Source organism: Alcanivorax sp. DP30, assembly GCF_009882945.1.
In the GTDB taxonomy this organism is placed as follows: Bacteria; Pseudomonadota; Gammaproteobacteria; order Pseudomonadales; family Alcanivoracaceae; genus Alcanivorax.
The window spans coordinates 560,426-578,211 of the sequence record NZ_WTUY01000004.1; the positions used below are offsets into that span (position 1 = coordinate 560,426).

Below are 17,786 nucleotides of genomic sequence, written 5' to 3' on the forward strand. Positions count from 1 at the left end.
AACGTCACTTGGCCGAAAAGGAGGCCAGGCATGTTTTCAGGGGCAGTGTCGGATATTGACTGTTACATTGCTCAATGTAATTATCAGGCTCATTCCAAAAACAACCCGGAGGCGTCATGACCGCATTCTGGACCCCGGACCAGCAGGCGCTGGCTCCGTACCTGGAGGCCAAAGGCCTCGCCGAGAAATGCCTGCAGATCATCGCCGCAGCCCTGCAGCCGGGCATGACGGAGGCGGATTGCCAGCTTTTGATTCGCGACTGGCTGCGCGCCCACCGTGTGTTTGATCCGGCCCGTCCGCCCCGGGTGCGTTTCTCCGGTCGGCCCAGCCGTCGTCGCTTTGGCCTGAACAGACCCGGGAAGCACCGTTTTCGCCCCGGCATGAGCTATATACTCCAGTGCGATGCGGTACTGAACGGCTATGCCGCCAAGGCGTCCCTGTGTGGCCCCGAGGATCACTCGCAGCTGGCAGCCCTGGTGCAGCAGCTGGACGCCTGGCGTCAGGCACTGCCCGCCGCGCTGGCCCGCGGCGAGACGCCCCAGCAAATGGCAGAGCAGTATCCGGCCATTCGCCAGCACTACCGCCTTGCCCCGCTTACCGGCAACCTGCCCGAGGGCAATCGCATTGGCGAAGGGCCACTGATTCCCGGTCTGTGGCAATGGCAGTTCAGCCTCAGCGAAGCAGGTCATGGCGTGGCCGGCTGTGAATTTCTGGTTGTGGACGATCTGGGCCCCCGCTGGCTCAGCGACGGCGCCGAGGCGCTGGTCGTTGATACCCCAACCCTCACCCAATAACAGAGAACAACGAGGCCCGGCATGGTGCAATGGCGTGACAGCAAGGTAACCCGCAACGGCGTGGATCTGGCAGTACGGACTTGGAGCGAAGACAAGAGCCCCACCGTGGTGCTGGTGCATGGCTACCCGGATGCCAACCATGTCTGGGAAAAAGTGGCCGAGCGGCTCAGCCAGCATTTCAAGGTCGTGGCTTACGATGTCCGGGGTGCCGGCCTGTCTTCCGTGCCCAAAGGCCGTTCCGCGTACAAGCTGCGGGAATTGCGCGATGACCTGCACGCCGTCATGGATGCCGTCTGCCCCGACGAGAAAGTCCACCTGGTGGCCCATGACTGGGGTTCCATCCAGACCTGGGAATCGGTGACCGACCCCGGCGCCGAACAGCGTATTGCCTCTTACACCACCCTGTCCGGCCCCTGCCTGGATCATGTGGGCCAGTGGATGAAGGCCAATCTCAAGAGCAACCCGGCCGCCGTGCTCAACCAGCTATCCCACTCCTGGTACATCATGGCCTTCCAGCTGCCGGTTCTGGCCCCCACCCTGTGGAAAGCCGGGCTGGCCAAGGCGTGGCCCAACGTCCTCAAACGCACCGAGAAGCTGGAGAGTGAATCCAGCCCCACTCAACTTAAGGATGGCGTCCACGGCATCGAGTTGTACCGGGCCAACATGCTGCCCTGCCTGCTCAAGCCCCGTGAACGCCATACCCGGGTTCCCGTGCAGCTGATCGTGGCCCGCGACGACAACTACGTGCGCCCGACCATGCTTGAAGACCTGCCCAAGTGGACCGACCGCCTGTGGCGCCGGGAGCTGGATTGTGGCCACTGGGGGCCCTTGCTGCAGCACCCGGATGTCACCGCCCGCTGGGTGCGTGAATTCATCCAGCACATTGAAGGCGCCCCCGCCAGCGGCCCGCTGAAGCGCAGCGAAGTAACTGCTAACTCACCGTCTGGCCCCGATGCAGGCAAGGTCGTGCTGGTCACCGGGGCAGGCTCCGGCATTGGCCGGGAAACCGCCCTGGCGTTTGGCCGCCGTGGTGCTCTGGTAGTGTGTACCGACATCAACACCGATGCCGCTGCCCGTACCGCCAGCACCATTGTGGCAGAAGGCGGCGACGCCCTGAGCCGCAAATGCGACGTGAGCAATACCCGCTCCATGGAAACCCTCGCCGCCTGGGTAGAGAAAGAGCTGGGCGCTCCGGACATCGTTATCAATAACGCCGGCATCGGTCTGTCCGGCTCCCTGCTGGATACCAGCGTCAAGGACTGGCAGCAGGTGCTGGGTGTGAACCTGTGGGGCGTCATTCATGGCTCGCGGCTGTTCGCCCGGCAAATGGTGGATCAGGCAAAAGCCGGCCATATCGTTAATGTGGCCTCTGCCGCCGCCTTCCTGCCATCGCGCATGCTGCCGGCCTATGCCACCAGCAAAAGCGCCGTGCTGATGTTCAGTGAATGTCTGCGCGCCGAACTGGCGGATCAAGGTATCGGCGTCAGCGCCATCTGCCCCGGCATCATCAACACCGGCATTACCGGCAGCACCCGTTTTGTCGGCGTGGACAACGAAGAACAGCAACGTCGCCGCGAGCATGCCAGCCATCTCTATCAGCGCCGTGCCTTCACCCCGGACCGGGTGGCCGCAGCCATTGTCGATGCAGTAGAAAGCAACCGCGCCGTGGTTCCGGTCAGTCCAGAAGCCTGGGGCATGCAGTGGCTCGGCCGCCTGACCCCCAGCCTGGCGCGCAATCTGGCCCAGGTGGAAATCACGCCCTAGCAGAGACGCAACACGCAGCACGCGCTGAAACCCTGCAGCCGCCCGGGCTGTGGGAGCGTGCCTGCACGCGATAGAGACTTGATCAGGCCCCCATCGCTTGCAGGCAAGCTCCCACAGCGGGGGTTAACAGATGCCATGTTTTTGACCTTCACACCTCGCACCTGGAAACTCGCCTCCCCCCACACATCCACGAAGTAACTGAAGAAAAGTGGAATATCGCGGTCGCACCCACAGGCCCGCAGCGCGGACATCCGGGGTGAGCCCCGACCTTCCCCGCGTTGTTGCGTGATGCATGTTGCGTGTTGCCTCTCACGTTCTAGCGCCTGTGCAAAAACCGGGCTATCATCGCAACCATGAAATCCAGTGACCGTAACCCTGCAGCCATCCTGCGCAGCCTGAAGAAATATACCCAGCCTGACGCAGAGGAAGCCCCGGCCGAAGCCGGCAATCACAAGGAATACACCATTGACGAACTGGCCCGCGAGGGGAGTTCGACAGTGCGTAACGTGCGCGCCTATCAGGACCGCGGCATTTTGCCGTCGCCGGAAAAGCGCGGCCGCACCGGTATCTATACCGACGTGCATCTGGCGCGCCTGAAGATCATCGGCGCCCTGCTGGAAAGGGGGTATACCCTCAATAATATCCGCGATCTGCTCAGCGCCTGGGAACAGGGCCGGGAACTCAACGATATTCTCGGCCTGGAAGTGGCCGTCACCAGCTGGCAAACCCCCAGCGTTCCGTCTTACCTGGACTACCAGGATCTGCTCAACGACTTTGGCGAAGACATCACCCCGGATGTAATGACCAAGGCCGTGAAACTGGGCTATATCATTCCCGAAGGCATGCGCCTGCGCATCCCTTATCCGCGTATCTACAACGCCGGAAAAGAGCTCAGCGAAGCTGGCGTGCCGCTGGATGCGGTCCTCACCCACGTGACCCTGGTCCGTGAAGAAGTGGACAAGCTGGCCGAGCGTTTCATCGGCATGATCATTCACCACCTGGTGGACGAGAAATACGGTGACGAAGCCTTGCCAGAAGGGGAAGACGTGCCCAAGCTGGCCGATTTCATCACCCGCATCCGCCCTCTGGCCGATGCCGTGGTCAGCGACGAGCTGGGCCGGGTGCTGGAAAAGAGCATCAACAAGATCCTCGTTGACCGCCTGGCCAACGTGCTGGCGCATATCGAGAAGAACGGCTGAGAAGACAGCTACGAGCCTTGAGCTTCGAGCTACGAGTCGCGGGCCAGGTTTTCCTGTCCTGCACCTCTCTGCCCACACCATTACCGGGGCGCGCCGGGCACGGCGTTTCAAAACCCACCGTCCTGATCCGCGTTGCAGCTTGAAGCTTGTAGCTTGCCGCACATTCCCATAATCGCGGGCACATCACACTTCCCCACCTGACGCCCTCCCTCGCGACTCATAGCTCGCAGCTCATGGCTCATGGCTCATGGCTCATGGCTCATCACTATTTTGCGGTTGGTAGTCTTTTCTTGCTGTTTTGTTGCCCGCTCTCCACAAACCCTATCCAGCGCGCCACTCTTGGGACGATCGTGCTTTTTTGCATCACAACAACAAGATCCCGAGGAGAGAGCACCATGATACCTGCTCGCATTATCTGTGCCCTGCTTGCCGCCAGCTGTCTGGCTGCTTGTGGCGGTGGAAGTTCAAGCAACAATCCCGCCCCGGTCGCCAACACCCCCACCCCCAACCAGCCCGAGACGCCTGTCACGCCGACAGGGCCGGAAGAACGCCCATCCGGGCTGACAACGCCCTTTGCCGACTACGGCACCGTGCTCAATATCCTGCCCCCCGGTCAGGATGACATTGGCGGGATCAGCAGTCTGACCACAGATATCCCCGGTCTCGGCGATCTGGTCAGCACCCTGTTCGATGATCTGGTGGCCGAGACCGGGCTGGTGCCGGCACTGAGCAAGGAACCCCATTTCGATGACCAGCTGGGGCTTTATGATGCCCTGGTACGCAGCGAACCCGGCCTGACCGACGACCAGTTGCTGGACTATTTCAAGGCCGCGCCGCTGGTCAGCGCCGAGGCCGGCAACTGGCAGAGCGAACAGACCATCGAAGCCGCCAGCTACCAGGTGGATATCAAGCGCGACAGCTTCGGCGTGCCGCATATCTTCGGCGACACTCGTCGGGATGCGCTGTTCGGGGCAGGCTATGTGACCGCGGCTGACCGGCTCTTCCTGCTGGATGTGCTGCGCCGTGCCGGGCGTGGTGAACTGTCCCGTTTCCTTGGCCCCGCCGATTTTTCCTTTGATGAAGACATCGCCGTGAACGCTCCCTACCGTGAGGCCGACCGCACCGCCATGATTGGCAAGACCATCGCCCGCTTCGGTGACGATGGCGCCCAGGTCTTCGATGACGCCACCGACTATGTGGCCGGGCTGAATCAGTACGTGGCGGACGCCCGCAGCGGTCTGCTGGAAGTGCCCGTGGAATACGTGGCGCTTGGCGTTCAACTGGAGCCCTTCGTGATTGAGGATGTGGTGGCCATCGCCACCCTGATCCAGGGTATCTTCGCCGGCGGCGGCGGCGATGAGCACAAGAACGTGCTGCTGCTTCAGGCCCTGCAGGATCAGACCGGCAGCGCCGAAGCCGCCTGCGCCCTGTGGCAGGATCTGCGCCACGGCAATGATCCGGAATCCTCCGTCACCACCACCGATTCCTTTGCCACCCAGTCGCCGCCCACCCTGCCGGATCTGTGTCCACTCAGCGGCCAGCTGGCCGGCCAGTTTCCCGGTGCCGTAATGTTCGATGCCGGCTCCTTCCAGAGCTACCAGCCGCTCAGCCACGAACCCTGTGGCCGCCCCGGCCAGCCGGAGTGCCCGGAACCACTGGGCAACATACCGGCCCTGCCCGGCACCGGTGTGGTTGGTGGCCTGCTGGACACCGTGGGCGATCTGCTTGGCGGGATCCTGTCCCTGTCCTTTCTGGACGGCGGGGGCGCCGATCTGAACCAGCAATGGGCGCATCTGGGCCGGCAACTGGAAACCCTGTTCGGCGACGAGGCAGCACTCAGCGACGAGCAACGGCAGGCCACCCTGCAACGGGTAGCCGCCATCCAGACCGGCATCACCGGGCTGCGCGAGGGCTTTCCCTCCACCATGTCCAACGCCCTGCTGCTCAACGCCGAACATTCTGCCAGCGGCCAGCCGCTGGCCGTGTTCGGCCCGCAAACCAGCTACTTCGTCCCGCAATTGCTGTTGGAAATGGCCATTCATGGTGGTGATATTCATACCCGTGGCATGACCTTTACCGGCCTGCCCTATGTGGTCATCGGCCGCGGCCCGGACTTCGCCTGGAGCGCCACGTCCGGCAGTTCCGACCTTACCGACGTGCGCGTGGTGCAGCGCTGCCAGCCGGCAGACGCACCTGACCATGGCGAAGGCGGCTACCAGGTCAATGGCCAGTGCCAGCCCTTCGACGTGATCGATGAACAGTGGGTTGCTCGCTGGAACCTGGCGTCGTCCACCGATCCGCAGGCCATCGGCCAGAATGAGGCTGTCACCCGCCGGGTGATTCGCACCGCGGAATACGGCCCGGTGATCGGTTTTGCCACCGTGGGCGGCATGCCGGTGGCGGTAACCCGCCAGCGCAGTACTTACAACGCCGAGCTGGATACCGCCCTGCCGTTCCTGCAGGCCACCCGTAACGATGTGCACGATGTGCAGAGCTTCTACGACACCTTCTACAACACCACCGGCAGCTTTAACTGGTTCTACATCGACGACCGCGACATCGCCTATTTCCACTCCGGCGACTATCCCCAGCGCGCCGCCGGCATACACCCGGAATTGCCCAGCTGGGGCAATGGCCAATACGACTGGAACGGCTTCCTGCCGCAACAGGCCCATCCCCAGGCCAGCAACCCCGAGCGTGGCTACCTGGCCAGCTGGAACAACCGGCCGGCCCGTGACTGGTGGGCTGCCGACGCCCACGCCCCCTATGGTTCCGCCCATCGCAACGACATTCTTGATGTGCGTCTGCAACAGCTGGTGGAAGAGGGCAGCGTCACTCGGGCACGCATGGTGGAAGCCATGGGCGATGCCGCCACCGTGGATCTTCGCGGGCAGGAAATCCTTCCCCCTGCGCTGGCCCTGCTGGAAACGGCGCCCGTCACCGGCGACCAGGACAGCGCTATCCGCCTGATGCACGACTGGGTGGCCAACGGTGCCATGCGCCGTGACCGGGACGGCAACGGTAATTACGATGAGGAAGCAGCAGTCGCCCTGATGGATGCCTGGTATCCGCTGATGATCGATACCCTGCTGCCACAGATCACCGCTGTGGAAGACGTGGATGGCCAGAACCTGTCGTTGATGGGCCGCGACAACAAACCCGGTGCCGGTGGCTCCGCCTACAACAATGGCTACTACGGCTATCTGGAGCGGGTGCTGGAACAGGCCCTGGGCACCAGCGCCAGCCCCTACCAGGCATTGCGCTGTGCGGACACCGATAACAGCAGCGCCTGCCGGGATGCTCTGGCAGACAGCCTCAACCAGGCCATCGAGCAACTGGGCGGCATCGCCGCCATGGACAGCTGGAACGTGGACGAAAGCCAGGACCAGATCCAGCATCGCGCCATCGGCCTGGCCACCGTCCCCGCCATCCACTGGCAGAACCGCCCCACCTTCCAGCAGGTGGTGGAGTTCACCGGGCATCGGTAAAGGGGCAGCTGCAAGCCACAAGCTTCAAGCTGCAAGGCGCGGGACAGGGTTCAGATGTTTTAACCTATGTGCCCGCGCCTTACCGCCAAGCGCGGGCACAGCATTGGAAACACTTACAACTTCAACCGCGTTGTAGCTTGAGGCTTGAAGCTTGTATCTCATTACCCCCATTTATCCCCCTCAATGCGTCACATGCATTTGTCTAATCCCCCCATCAGCGTTAGCGTTCCCCTTCTATAAAAACGATTTCCGGGAGAGCAACGCATGCGCGCGATTTTGTGCAAGGAACTGGGCACCGCCGACAAACTGGTGATTGAGGACATCGCCTCCCCCGAGCCGGGCAAGGGGCAGGTAAAGGTGAAAGTGAAGGCCGCAGGCCTGAACTTCCCGGACACCCTGATCATTGAGGGCAAATACCAGATCAAGCCGGAGCTGCCATTTTCCCCAGGCGGAGAAATGGCCGGGGAAGTCATCGCCGTAGGCGAAGGCGTGAAGCGCTACCAGCCTGGCCAGCGGGTCATGGGTCTGACCGGTTACGGCGCCTTTGCCGAGGAAGTGCTGGTACCGGAAAACCAGCTGATCCCGGTACCGGATGGCATGGATGACAACACCGCTGCGGCCTTCACCATGGTCTACGGCACCAGCTATCACGCTCTTAAACAACGCGCCAACATTCAACCCGGAGAAACCCTGCTGGTGCTGGGCGCCAGTGGCGGCGTGGGTCTGGCGGCCGTGGAACTGGGCAAGGCCATGGGTGCCACCGTGATCGCCTGCGCCAGCAGCGCCGAGAAACTGGCCGTGGCCAAGGAAGCCGGTGCCGACGACCTGATCAACTACGCCGAAGAAGACCTCAAGGACGCGCTCAAGCAACGCTACCCGAAAGGCGTGGACGTGATCTACGACCCGGTGGGCGACAAGTTCACCGAAGCAGCCCTGCGCAACATGGCCTGGAACGGCCGCCTGCTGATCGTCGGCTTCGCCGCCGGCGACATCCCCAAAATTCCGGCCAACCTGGCGCTGCTCAAGGGCTGTTCCATCGTCGGCGTATTCTGGGGCGCCTTCACCCAGCAGGAACCCATGGTGAACATGCAGAACATCATGGAACTGTTCCAGCTGTTCGGTCAGGGCAAGATCAAGCCGCGCATCAGCCAGGTGTTCAAGTTCGAGGACTACGAACAGGCTTTGGCCGCGCTGACCTCCCGCACCGCGAAAGGCAAGGTGGTGCTGGAAGTGTCTGGCAATTAAGGCACCAGCCTCGAAAACCGATACTGTAGGAGCCTGCCTGCAGGCGATCATTCGCTTGCTGGCAAGCTCCTACAGCTAACCAATACCACGCCCCTGTGGGAGCGGCCTGCACGCGAAAGGCGCGCAAGGAAAACTCCATTCACCACAGAGTCTTCGTATGCTCGACGGAAAACCTGCTCTCCCCAGGCAGACCTAACACGCCGCCAGTGTGCCTAGCGAGCACATCCGCTCTGGTCGATGATCGTCCCCGGCGCACCGGTCTGAAATTTTTCACGAAGGTCGTCGGGCACCGGCGTTTTCTCAAACGGCTCGGCGGTCATCATCACATACACCGCTTCCGATGTAGCGATTGATCGCCCCTCATCCGCATGATGAATATCCGCTTGCAGGGTGAACGAGGTATTGCCCAGTTTCTTCACTGAAACAAATACATTCAACACATCATCGAAGCGCGCGGAAGATTGCCACTCTATGGTCAGCTTTACGGCCTGATTATCCAGCTCTCTCGCCTGAAGTTGTTTATAGTCGCATCCCAGGGCTCGCATGAATTCCTTAATGGCGATGTCAATGTAATCCGCGTAACGGGCATTGAACACCACTTGCTGGCCATCGCATTCGTTATAGCGAACCCGAAACCGGAAGCAGAACGGTTGGGGCATAACATTCTCCAAAACATTTGTACGAAGCCACCTGAAAAATGCGCAAATCGAATAACGATGCTCGCAAGGGAAGAGGCAGGTTGTCGCGGGTGGCGGACCATCGGGAACCGGGAACCGTCATGGTTATCACCGTCCCTCTTCAATAAAGGGCAACCACTGCCCGCGATTTCAGACGCCGCATAGTAGCCCATTTTGGTATTCAGATGTAGCGAACGCAGATCGATATTGAAGTCCTCAAGACACGCGCAGCGATGCAGGACGGAACAGCAAGAGGTCCGGGTCTTACGTTACCGGCGCCCACTCTGATCAATCACCTCTGCCGGCGCACCGGTCTGCAACTTTTGCCGCAACCAGTCTGGCACCGGGGTTTTCGCAAAGGGTTCCGTGGTCATCATCACGTACACCGCTTCAGACTTTGCAATTGCTCTGTTTTCATCTGCATGTCGAATATCGGCCTGCAGCGTGAAGGAGGTGTTTCCGATATGAATGGCTGAGACAAACACGTCCAGCACATCATCAAACCGCGCTGACGATTGCCATTCCGTGGTCAGCTTGACCACCTGATTATCCAGCCCCTGCGCAAGAATGCTGTTGTAGTCACAGCCCAGCGCACGAAAAAATTCCGTCATGGCGATATCCACGTAATCGCCATAGCGTGCATTGAACACCACTTGCTGGGCATCACATTCGTTATAGCGAACCCGAAATCGAAAACAGAATGCTGCTGTCATTAGAAGTTTATCCTTGTCCGCAGGCGCTCATAATTCATGAGCAAAAAGAAAGTTCAGGATTCGAGTTGCGAAATATTTTAATGGTCAGCCGTCGGATTTTGACTTTCGAAACTCGCGTCACAAAACTCGAAACCGTTTCTTTTCTAAAAAAATCGAGCAATGGGAAGACGAGAAAGAAACGCGGCCAGCAAGCGACGGAGCATGCTCGCACGGGGTTCGTTCTTGAGCAGTACGGGCACTCCCTCCTCGTCCACGCCACCCCAGCGCAGCCAGTTTTTTTCCAGTTCCAGTCGATAACTGTTTACCGGTGACAATCCTTCTTCAATAAATTCCGCCACCTGTTTTCCCAGTGATTCTGATACCACGTAATACCCCATCTCCGTATTGAGATGCAGCGAGCGCGGATCCATATTGAACGAACCAATAAAGATTTCCCGCCGATCCAGCACCATGGCCTTGGTGTGCAGGCTGGCCAGTGACCGGCCGCGCAGAAGGCGAAACTGGCGCTTCATGGTGCGGGCATGGGGCTGCAGTTCATGCAGCTCCACGCCCCCTTTAATCAAAGCCTGTCGATACGGTGCATAGCCTGCATGTGCTGCAATGATATCGTTAGTCGCCAAACTGTTGGTCAGCACTGCGGCACGGCCGCCGCGTTGTTTCAGCCGGGAAAGTGCCGCAACAAAATCATCACCGGGGATAAAATAGCTGGCTTCAAGCAGTAACTCACGATGGTCCTCCCGATCAAGGAGCTGCGCCAACTGATCCCCCATCATCGACAGTTTTTCGCCTGCGGCTTTTTCCGGACTATCGAACAACAATACTGCAGGGGCCTGTTCACACAAGGCCTCCTGCTTCGCCAGATAATTCAGAAAAAAATTTTCATCCTGAGGAAATATATACGGATAGTTTTTTAATGTTCGCCGCCATTGCGATAGCCATCGCCAGGCACGCTCCGCTCGCTCGGGTCGATAGCGACGCAGGGTTTTCAGCGGCATGGCAAGATCACTGTGCCAATAGACATCAAACGCATCGCGGGTATCTGCCGCAATTGGCCCACTGGCAAACCAGTCCAGGTCCCGAAAGTTGCTGGCCGGATTCACCCCAAAATAGTGATCGGAAATATTCCTCCCACCTACCAGACAACGCTCGCCATCAGCAATCCAGGCCTTGTTGTGCATGCGGTGATTGAGCAGCGGCGCGTGATAAAGCCATTGATGGAAATGCTTGAATCGGCCATGGAAAGGATTGAAAAGGCGTACGTCGATATTGGGATGGGCATCCAGGGCCGCCCACTTTACGTCTCGCCCCAGCTGGTTGGCATGATCCAGCAACATGCGCACCTTCACGCCGCGTCGCGCCGCTTCCAGCACCCGATAGATCAGCAGCTTGCCGGTGGTATCGTCATCCCAGATGTAATACTGCACATCGAGAGTACGGGTGGCGAGTCGTGCCAGGGTGACCCGAAGGGTAAACGCCTGATCGCTGTCCGCCACCAGGGACAGGGAAGAAAGCGGCGCAGTCAGGGGTTCCACAGCCCCTCCGGAACACGATACATGGCAGACAATTAACCTTGGCAGACTTTAACATCCCACCATGCAGTAAAGCGGGGTCCGGCTCAAGGGATCTAAAGGTCAATCCATGGCGACGGTGTTGTTGTCCGCAAACCCGGGCCTGATTCGCAGAAAGCTGGCAAAGCGCGGCAGACCGTTGGTGGTCAGCCCATAGTATTTGTAGGTAACCCGACTGCCCACCGGCGGTGGATTGGCGCGCTCTTCATCACTGAAACCGCTGCCCAGTTTGAAGCGGCGGCCATCCGGGGTTTTCACCACCAGCGCCCCCAGCATACCCTGATATTTTCCCTTGCCTTCCCGGTGCGCCACCACCCAGGCTTCGGCATCTTCCCAGGTCTTCACCTTGAGCAGGGCCTGACTACGGCCATCATGATACAGACTCTCGCCATGGTGCAGCATCAGCCCTTCACCGCCCCGGGCGGTCACTTTGTCAAGCTGGTGCATCAGTGCCACATGACTGGTGGCAGGCTGTTGCTCGATCATGGAAAGCGTATAGGAAGAACTGTCTTGCACCAGTTGCTTCATGGCGTCAATGCGCTCACTGAAAGGCGCCTGGCTGGCGGGCAAATCAAAGATCATGAAGCGGATCTTGCGCCATTCCGCCATGTCCGGTTCAAGCCGCCGCACCGCCGCAGACACTGCGGAAAACGTGCCTCTTCCCATCCACAGTTCGCCGTCCAGTGGCTGCGGGGGAAACCCGCGGGTGAACCAGTCCGGCGCCGCGATGCGGTAGCCGCCTCGACTGTACAGAGCGTGGCCATCCCAGCGGGCACGCACCCCGTCCAGTTTTTCACTAACCCAGTAACCCTCCAGCGACATGCCCTGACGGTAGTTGTCCGCCAGTTGAAGATCCGCCGGGCCGGCCACTGTGGTAGCTGCCAGCGAAACCATCACCAGCAACATCAGCAGGCGATAGCTGAAACGATAGAGTAAAGACACGGCGCACCTCCCTGGCGCTGTCAGCAAAGCACGGACTCTGACAGAACCAGAAGCGATCGCCTGTAGGCAGGCTGGGGCGTTTTTTGTAGGAAAATGGCCCCGTCACGCCGACGCTTTCAGCCTGGGGCGATTAAGGACAATGGCCACCATGCCTGCGATAGCCAGCAACCAGCAGTAGTGAATGCTGCCGATCAACGCCAGCGGTGAGATTTTGGCGATGGAACACGCCAGCAGCACCTGGGCACCGTAGGGGATCAGCCCCTGCACCACACAGGAAAAGATATCCAGCACACTGGCAGAACGGCGCAGATCCACGCCATGATCGTTGGCAATATCCCGGGCCATTTCACCGGTGAGCACAATGGCCACGGTGTTATTGGCCACAAAGATATTGGCGAACACCACCAGCAGTGCAATGCCCACTTCCCCGGCCCGTTGCAACGGCAACTTGAGCCAGCGGGTCAAGCCATGAATCCGTTCGATCACCCAGCGAGTCCCGCCCTGGTCGGTCATCAACTGGGACAACCCACCGATCAACATGGACAACAGCATGATTTCGAACATGCCCTCGAAGCCCGTGTAGATGGCCCCGTTCATACTGGCAAGTGTGTATTCCGGCATCATCACCATGCCGGTAACCCCGGCGGTAACAATGCCCACGATCAGTACCGCCAGCACGTTCAGGCCACAGAGCGCCAACCCGAACACCAGCAGGTAGGGCACCACCAGCGCAAACCGGAAGGGCTCCGCTTCCACTTGGTGCTCACCGCCGCCCAGCACGATCAGCAACAGCACCGTCAGCGCCGCCGCCGGCACGGCAATCCAGATGTTGACGCGGAACTTGTCCTTCAACGACACGCCCTGGCTGCGAGTGGACGCAATGGTGGTATCGGAAATCATCGACAGGTTGTCGCCAAACATGGCGCCGCCCACCACGGCACCCAGTGCCAGCGGCATGGACAGTTCCGTTGCCCCGGCAAAACCGGCGGCAATGGGAGCCGTGGCCGCAATGGTGCCCATGGAAGTGCCCATGGCCGTGGCGATAAAGGCAGAAATCAGGAACAGGGCGGGCAATACCCATTCGGCAGGGATGATGGTCAGCCCCAGCTGCACGGTGGCGTCCACACTGCCGATACTGTCACTGACACTGGCAAAGGCCCCGGCGAGCAGGAACACCAGACACATGAGCAGCAGATTGGGGTGACCAATACCCGTCAGCAGCCGGTCCACACTGGCGTTGATCCGCTGGCCGGCCACCCGCGCCATCAGCATGGACAACACAATGGCCACCATGGCCACCACCGGCGCCTTGATCTGGTAGAACGCGAAGTCGGTACCGGTGGAGGTGTAGTAAAGCCCGCTACCGAGAAACACCACCAGAAAAAACAGCAGCGGAATCAGTGGCCAGGCCCGTGGAGAAGGCGCCGCTGGCGTCATGGGTTCTGTCATGGAAGGCCCCGATCAATCAATGATCGGCCCAGTGTAGAGATTTCGTCAGCACGTCGGTAGCAGCGTCTCTCTTCCTGTAGGAGTTCCCTTCCAGGGGACGAACAGCGATAGATCGGCGCCAATCCACCGTAGGCGCTATGGATTTCGCTTGCAGGCAAGCTCCCACATCTCAATCACAAGGCGTCCGCAAGAAAGGAAGGTTTTCTGTGGGAGCGTGCCTGCACGCGAAAGCACTGAGGCGCGCCGCTTGAGGCGCGAACCGCGGGCAAACGCGGGATCGAGCAGGGCGATCAGGGACGGCAAAGCCCGACAGGTTTCAAAAAGATGGCTGCCGTGACTCTCTGTCGCCTCGCTGCGCTCGGTTCGTCCCCTGGAAGGGAACTCCTACAGCGACTTCGGCCTGGGTGTTCGCAGCTCGAAGCGCGTTGCTCGCCTTTTCAGAACGTATCCACAAACGGTCGACCACCGTGCCGACCGGTCTTGAACCCTGACGCATTCAACCCGCGCAGCAACCACTGGCGGCTTTCCCCGGGATCAATCACCGCATCGATCTCCAGGAAGCTGGCCATGTTCAGGGCCTTGCCCTGCTGGTAGGCCTTGGCCACCAGCTTGTCGAACAGGCGCTGCTGTTTCTCCGGGGTCGGCTGGGCCGCCAACTCCTTGGCAAACCCCAATCGCACCGCCCCTTCCAGCCCCATGGCGCCGAACTCGGCGCTGGGCCAGGCGGCGGTGAACAACGGCGAATGAAAGCTGCCCGCCGCCATGGCCTGGGCGCCCAGCCCATAGCCCTTGCGAAGCACCAGAGTAAAGAACGGCACGGTAAGGCTGGCGGCGGTGACGAACATGCGCGACACATGGCGCACCGTGCCCTGCTTTTCTGCTTCCGGCCCGACCATGAAACCGGGGGTGTCGCACAGGGATACCATGGGTAACCCGAAGGCTTCGCACAGCTGCATAAAGCGCGCCGCCTTGTCGCCGCCCACTGCGTCAATGGCACCCCCCAGGTGCTGGGGATCGTTGGCGATCAGGCCGAACGGCTTGCCTTCGATGCGAACCAGCGCGGTGATCATGCCGGGGGAAAACGCCCGCCGCAGTTCCAGCACCGAACCGGTATCGGCCAGCGTCTCGATGACCCGACGCATGTCATACACGCGGGTGCGTTTTTCCGGAATGCGGTGACGCAGCTCGCGCTGGTCCGCCGCCTGCCAGTCCGCCACCGAGCCCTGGAAATAGGACAGGTACTGTTTGGCCACGGTCACCGCCTCGGCTTCATCGCGGACTCGCACATCCACCACCCCGTTGGCCGCCTGCACACTGACCGGCCCCACCTCTTCCGGGGTAAAGCGCCCCAGGCCACCGCCTTCGATCATGGCCGGCCCGGCCATACCAATGGAGGCATCTTCGGTGGCGATGATCACATCGCAGCAGCCCAACAGGGCGGCGTTACCGGCAAAGCAGCGACCCGAACCGATACCCACCAGTGGCACCTGACCAGACAGCGCCGCCATGGCTGCAAAGGTATGGCAATCCAGTCCGGCCACGCCGACAAAATCCGTATCCCCCGGGCGCCCGCCGCCGCCCTCGGCAAACAGCACCAGTGGCATCTTCCACTGACCGGCCAGCTGCAACAGGCGATCGGTCTTCTTGTGATTCATCATTCCCTGGGTACCGGCAAACACGGTGTAGTCGTAACTCATGGCCATCACCCGCGCGGCCTGCTCGCCCACCTGATCCGCGTTGACCGTGCCGGTGCCGCCAATCAACCCGTCCGCCGGACTCATGGCCTGCAGTTCCTCGGCACTGCGACGGCGGCGCTGGGCCGCCAGGGCCATGGCGCCATATTCCTGGAAGCTGCCCGCATCGAGCAGATGGTCGAGATTTTCCCGGGCAGTTCGCTTGCCCTTGCGGTGGCGCTTTGCCACCGCCTGGGGACGGCCTTCATCGCTGATGGCCTGATGGCGATCCAGCACCTCCGCCAGATCCTTGCGGATATGATCCAGATCCACGCTTTCTTCCGTGGCGATGGCATCGCCTTCCACTTCACCGGGTTCCACAAACAGCAGCGGCGTAGCGTCGTTCAGGGCATCCCCCTCTGCGGCGGCCAGGCTATGCACCCGACCGGACGTGGCAGCGCGCACCTCGAATTCCATCTTCATGGCTTCCAGCACCGCCACCACCTGACCCACCTGCACGGTGTCACCCTGTTGCACCAGCAGGGACACCAACACTCCGGTGGTGGGGCTGAGCAAGGCATCGCAGCCTGTCGGCGTCGCCACGGTTTCCATGGCTAGAGCCGAGGCAACCGCAGGCAATGCCGCAGAGGCCTCGGGCAGGGCCGCCAGCAACTCGGCAAGATGGCTTTCCACATAGCGCGTGGTTATCGCATTGGCCTGCACCGCGTCACTGGCCAGCAAGGCCTGCAGCAGCGGCAGATTGTTTTGCACACCGTCAATGCGGGTTTGTTTCAGCGCCCGGCGGGCCCGCTGCAATACTGACCCGTAATCCGAACCGGTGACGATCAGCTTGGCCAGCAGGGAATCGTAGGCCGGGCTCACCGGGTACCCGGCGTAGCCATAACCGTCCACGCGGATGCCCGGGCCACTGGCCGGCTCATAGGCGGTGAGGGTGCCTGCCGCCGGCGCGGTACTACCATCGGCCGTGAGGGTTTCCAGGTTGAGGCGCAGCTGAACTGCCATGCCCTCACAGGCCGGGGCGGTTTCCAGATTCAGGTCCGTCAGGCTGGCCCCCGCCGCCAGATGAATCTGCGTCTGCACCAGATCCACCCCGGTGACCTGCTCGGTGACGGTATGCTCCACCTGCACCCGCGGGTTGGCCTCCATGAAATAGAAGCGGTCCTGGTCTGGCTCCACCAGAAATTCGAAGGTGCCAATGCCGAGATACTTCACCTCGGCGGCCAGGGTCAGGGCACTGTGGATGATGCGATCACGCAGGGACGCATCCAGGCCCGGGGCCGGGGCAAACTCCACCAGCTTCTGGTGGCGGCGCTGCAGGGTGCAGTCCCGCTCCCACAAATGGCTCACCGCCCCGCTGCCGTCGCCCAATACCTGCACTTCAATATGTCGGGCAGACTCGACCAGTTGCTCCACGTAAACGGCATCGTTACCAAAGGCAGCCCTGGCTTCCGACTGACAACGGGCATAGGCCGCCTCAAGCGTTGCCGGGTCAGTCACCGCTCGCATACCACGCCCGCCGCCACCACTGAGCGCCTTGATCATCACCCCGCTGCCCTGCAGCGACGCCATGAACGCTTTCGCCGCTTCCAGCGACACCGCCTGCGCCGTGCCCTGCACCAGCGGCACCTGGCAGCGGGCGGCCAGTGCCCGGGCCGCCACCTTGTCGCCAAACAGGCGCAATGTCTCTGCCCCCGGCCCGATCAGGGTAATGCCCGCCTCAGCACACTGCTCAGCAAAGTCCGCATTCTCGGCCAGAAAGCCATAACCGGGATGAATCGCCTCGCAACCCTGCTCCCTGGCAATGGCAATCAACTGCACCCCATCCAGGTAGGCCGGCACACCCCGCCCCGGCAACGCCACCGCTTCATCCACCTGACGGGCGTGCAGTGAGGCCGCATCGTCCTGGGCATACACACCCACGGAACGCACCCCCAGATCCGCGCAGGCAGAGGCAATACGAATGGCAATCTCGCCACGGTTGGCGATGAGGATGGCAGTAAACGAAACAGACACGGCGAACTCCAGGCGGTGAAACGCGAAGACCACAGTGTAGCCAGCTGGCAGGGGGGATGACATTGATTGGCATGCATGGGCCGCCATGCATCCGGTTAATCGGGCTTCGTGACCTTACTGCCCTGCACCGCCGGCAGCCGCAAGAAAGGAAGGATTTCTGTGGGAGCGTGCCTGCACGGGAAACCGGCGGTGGGAAATTCGCGTGCAGGCAAGCTCCCACAACCCTTGTCTATTCTCGCG

At 61.1% G+C, this 17,786-nt stretch carries 11 protein-coding genes; 5 read left to right on the top strand and 6 right to left on the bottom strand.

Going from position 1 to position 17,786, the window contains the following annotated elements:
* The first annotated feature begins 116 nt into the window (after positions 1 to 116).
* From GQF00_RS08945 to GQF00_RS08965, 5 genes are all read left to right on the top strand, one after another.
* Entirely contained in the window at positions 117 to 794 is a 678-nt protein-coding gene (locus GQF00_RS08945; protein ID WP_161318807.1) for a M24 family metallopeptidase, read from the top strand.
* 21 nt (positions 795 to 815) lie between these two features.
* Complete coding sequence (locus GQF00_RS08950; RefSeq protein ID WP_161318808.1) at positions 816 to 2,558, top strand: SDR family oxidoreductase; 1,743 nt, start codon at positions 816 to 818, stop codon at positions 2,556 to 2,558.
* Positions 2,559 to 2,911: 353 nt separating this feature from the next.
* Complete coding sequence (locus tag GQF00_RS08955; RefSeq protein WP_161318809.1) at positions 2,912 to 3,757, top strand: MerR family transcriptional regulator; 846 nt, start codon at positions 2,912 to 2,914, stop codon at positions 3,755 to 3,757.
* Between the two features lie 395 nt (positions 3,758 to 4,152).
* Complete coding sequence (locus GQF00_RS08960; RefSeq protein WP_161318810.1) at positions 4,153 to 7,245, top strand: penicillin acylase family protein; 3,093 nt, start codon at positions 4,153 to 4,155, stop codon at positions 7,243 to 7,245.
* Positions 7,246 to 7,509: 264 nt separating this feature from the next.
* A complete protein-coding gene (locus GQF00_RS08965) occupies positions 7,510 to 8,490 on the top strand; it encodes an NADPH:quinone oxidoreductase family protein (RefSeq protein ID WP_161318811.1) in 981 nt (326 codons plus the stop codon).
* A gap of 212 nt (positions 8,491 to 8,702) precedes the next feature.
* Here GQF00_RS08965 and GQF00_RS08970 read toward each other — a convergent pair whose 3' ends face one another.
* From GQF00_RS08970 to GQF00_RS08995, 6 genes are all read right to left on the bottom strand, one after another.
* Positions 8,703 to 9,149 carry a thioesterase family protein gene (locus GQF00_RS08970; RefSeq protein WP_161318812.1) on the bottom strand — a complete coding sequence of 149 codons (447 nt, stop codon included), beginning with the start codon at positions 9,147 to 9,149 and terminating at the stop codon, positions 8,703 to 8,705.
* Between the two features lie 287 nt (positions 9,150 to 9,436).
* Entirely contained in the window at positions 9,437 to 9,880 is a 444-nt protein-coding gene (locus GQF00_RS08975) for a thioesterase family protein (protein WP_161318813.1), read from the bottom strand.
* Positions 9,881 to 10,023: 143 nt separating this feature from the next.
* Complete coding sequence (locus GQF00_RS08980) at positions 10,024 to 11,412, bottom strand: phospholipase D family protein (protein ID WP_161318814.1); 1,389 nt, start codon at positions 11,410 to 11,412, stop codon at positions 10,024 to 10,026.
* A 99-nt stretch (positions 11,413 to 11,511) separates the two neighbouring features.
* On the bottom strand, positions 11,512 to 12,390 hold the full coding sequence (locus GQF00_RS08985) for a DNA ligase (protein ID WP_370519477.1): 879 nt from the start codon (positions 12,388 to 12,390) through the stop codon (positions 11,512 to 11,514).
* Positions 12,391 to 12,492: 102 nt separating this feature from the next.
* Positions 12,493 to 13,839: a Na+/H+ antiporter NhaC family protein gene (locus GQF00_RS08990; protein ID WP_161318815.1), complete on the bottom strand. Its 1,347-nt coding sequence runs from the start codon at positions 13,837 to 13,839 to the stop codon at positions 12,493 to 12,495.
* Between the two features lie 437 nt (positions 13,840 to 14,276).
* Positions 14,277 to 17,546, bottom strand: a complete 3,270-nt coding sequence (locus GQF00_RS08995) for a carboxyl transferase domain-containing protein (RefSeq protein ID WP_161318816.1) — start codon at positions 17,544 to 17,546, stop codon at positions 14,277 to 14,279.
* Positions 17,547 to 17,786 lie beyond the last annotated feature (240 nt).